This window comes from Photorhabdus sp. CRCIA-P01 (assembly GCF_003545805.1).
GTDB lineage: Bacteria > Pseudomonadota > Gammaproteobacteria > Enterobacterales > Enterobacteriaceae > Photorhabdus > Photorhabdus antumapuensis.
Genome location: NZ_NMQR01000134.1, coordinates 1 through 2,320, shown reverse-complemented (window position 1 = coordinate 2,320; position 2,320 = coordinate 1). Strand labels below are relative to the sequence as shown.

Sequence of the window (2,320 nt, the reverse complement as noted above, 5' to 3'; positions counted from 1 at the left end):
ATAGTGGGGATGGCCAATAAGCTGGCTCGTACCGTTTGGGCATTGGTCGCCCATCAGCAGGAATATCAAAAAGATTACGTCAGTGTCAGACCTTACTGAGGTGTTTCACTGATCAACTTTCACTTTTAACTACAAGGATGAATGTAGAAAGATTGCTAAGGCAATGATAATGATGACAAAGACAGGTAAGACCGTGACTTGCTAAACCTGATTTATGCTCTGAGCGTAAAGCTCGTTAGGAGAGTGAGGAGTCAGTCAGCGGATTACATCGAGGCCCGCAGCTCTGGCTGTAATAAGGCCGGATATAGAGCTGCAACCTACCGTCGATGTCAGAGTAATTTTTGTCTTGCAAACGGGATGCGTTCATATAGAGCATAAAATCTGTGGGGCACTACATTGGCGTTTATGCCGCTATAGCTAATGTAAAACCATCAACCATATTCCGACTAGCTCATTAATTTTGATGCTGGGATACCAACGTTCAAATTGTGCTTTTTAGCTCGCCATTCAGAACTGCCGTCCGAGGGGAGCATTTAAATGATTGCCCCACGGTTTTTTACGCTCTCCATTATTCGTACCGAAAGATGCTACATTGACAAATTCGTAGCTTTAAAGATACAATAATTTATATGAACACGATCAAACATTATCTCACCTCCGATAACCGGGACTTGTATATGGAGTTCCTGAAAGGTATTCGTGACCCTATAGCGAAATCGAAAATCTCGTCACGGGTTAACCGAATGGCTACCGGAAATTTTGGTGATAATAAACCTTGTCGAGAGGGTGTCTGGGAGCTTCGCATAGATCAGGGGCCTGGCTACAGAGTGTATTACAGCTTAGTTGGTCGTGAAGTGGTGTTATTGTTAGTTGGGGGCGATAAACGAACCCAAGACGCCGATATAGATCAGGCGATTGAATGTCTGAAGGACTATTTGAAGAGGTAATTATGGCCAAAGCACGTTTACATGATGATGCAATGGTGCAGCTTCTCCGTGAAGATCCTGAGTTTGCTCAGCATTATCTGCATCAGGCATTTGTTGATATGGATGAAGAAGGCGGGCAGGAAGCATTTCTTATGGCATTACGCCATGTTGTAGAAGCACGAGGAGGAATGGCACAGATTGCAAATAAGGCAGGTGTTTCACGCGAGACTCTGTACCGAACGCTGTCGCCTAAAGGCAATCCGACTTTGAAAACTTTGCGTAACGTCGTTGCAGCAACAGGATTTCAATTCTCTCATATCGCATTAATAGCTTAATTCTGCCAGATAATTATAACCGTCAAACCTGTGATTAACGACGGTTTTCAACCCACATCAGCCTTATTTTTGCATTTGCCAGTCCTGATGGGAGACAAAGCCGGTATCCGCTTTATCAAGCCGTTCATGCAGCTTTTGCACCTCATCAGGCAAATGCTGGAATGATCCATTTCGCATCAATGACTGAAATTCCACTAACTGATGATGTTGCTGCCATATCACGAATGCCAGCAGCGCTATGCTGACAACAACAAGCAATATTGACAGATATCCCAGACATTTTTTTAACAACAACCTAGGTTGGGTCTTTTGAGAAACCACCTGCCGCAAGCTGTCAATTTCAGCCTCAGACGTCGGCGACAGAGGCGGTATTTCAGTTGTCATACACAACATCCTTGTTTGTTTTATTTAGCGCTGTGCCTGGCATACTTTTAGTATTATCGGGTTGCTTGACAAAACAACCGACACAGAAATGCGATTTATTCAGGTCGTGATTAGAGTCTAATCATATGATTACCCGATACAGGGAAGAATACTGGGCAAAACCAGATAGGATGACGATAAAAAATTCAACATGAAAAAATGAAAATTACCCCCCAATATAAGATGTTATTTTTCCTGTTTCACCACCACCATAACACCACGGGCAGCTGTCGGAACATAACGCCACTCATACAGTAAGTTTTGTAATGTAATTCCTACTCGTTCCCAGCGAGGGAGCACCACGTTAACCATCCGATAATGCCACTCCGGATAATTCGCCAGAACCGAACAGGCCAACTGTATCTGAGCAGATCGCATCAAATGAGAACGAAACAGAATATCCCTGTCTGCCCGTAAAAGTGCCCCTTCAAGTTCGCGAACAAATGCCGCATGAAAACACCGGGTTCGGCTTCGCGTCAGACGCCCTATCCTGTCAGTCGGAGAAAGATGAATGACGTAATACCGTTTTTTCCTGTGTCGAAAACCCGAACAGATAAATCCCCGCCAGGGCGTTAATCTGCTCACCAATGCAAAACAAGGACAACATAACACCAACAAAATAAAAATCAGATATAT

Annotated in this window: 4 protein-coding genes; 2 read left to right on the top strand and 2 right to left on the bottom strand. The window is 44.0% G+C overall.

Translation table 11 applies throughout. From position 1 onward, the window contains the following. Positions 1-629: 629 nt before the first annotated feature. Positions 630-947 (top strand): type II toxin-antitoxin system RelE/ParE family toxin, encoded by a 318-nt coding sequence (locus D3222_RS24235; RefSeq protein ID WP_011145421.1) that lies wholly within the window; start codon positions 630-632, stop codon positions 945-947. A 2-nt stretch (positions 948-949) separates the two neighbouring features. Further along, complete coding sequence (locus tag D3222_RS24230; protein WP_198672928.1) at positions 950-1,261, top strand: addiction module antidote protein; 312 nt, start codon at positions 950-952, stop codon at positions 1,259-1,261. Between the two features lie 63 nt (positions 1,262-1,324). On the opposite strand, the gene D3222_RS24225 is transcribed toward D3222_RS24230, so the two are convergent. Next, positions 1,325-1,645: a hypothetical protein gene (locus D3222_RS24225; protein WP_118988322.1), complete on the bottom strand. Its 321-nt coding sequence runs from the start codon at positions 1,643-1,645 to the stop codon at positions 1,325-1,327. Positions 1,646-1,870: 225 nt separating this feature from the next. Beyond that, the coding region (locus D3222_RS25360) for a hypothetical protein (RefSeq protein ID WP_232832672.1) at positions 1,871-2,320 on the bottom strand (450 nt) is incomplete at its 5' end.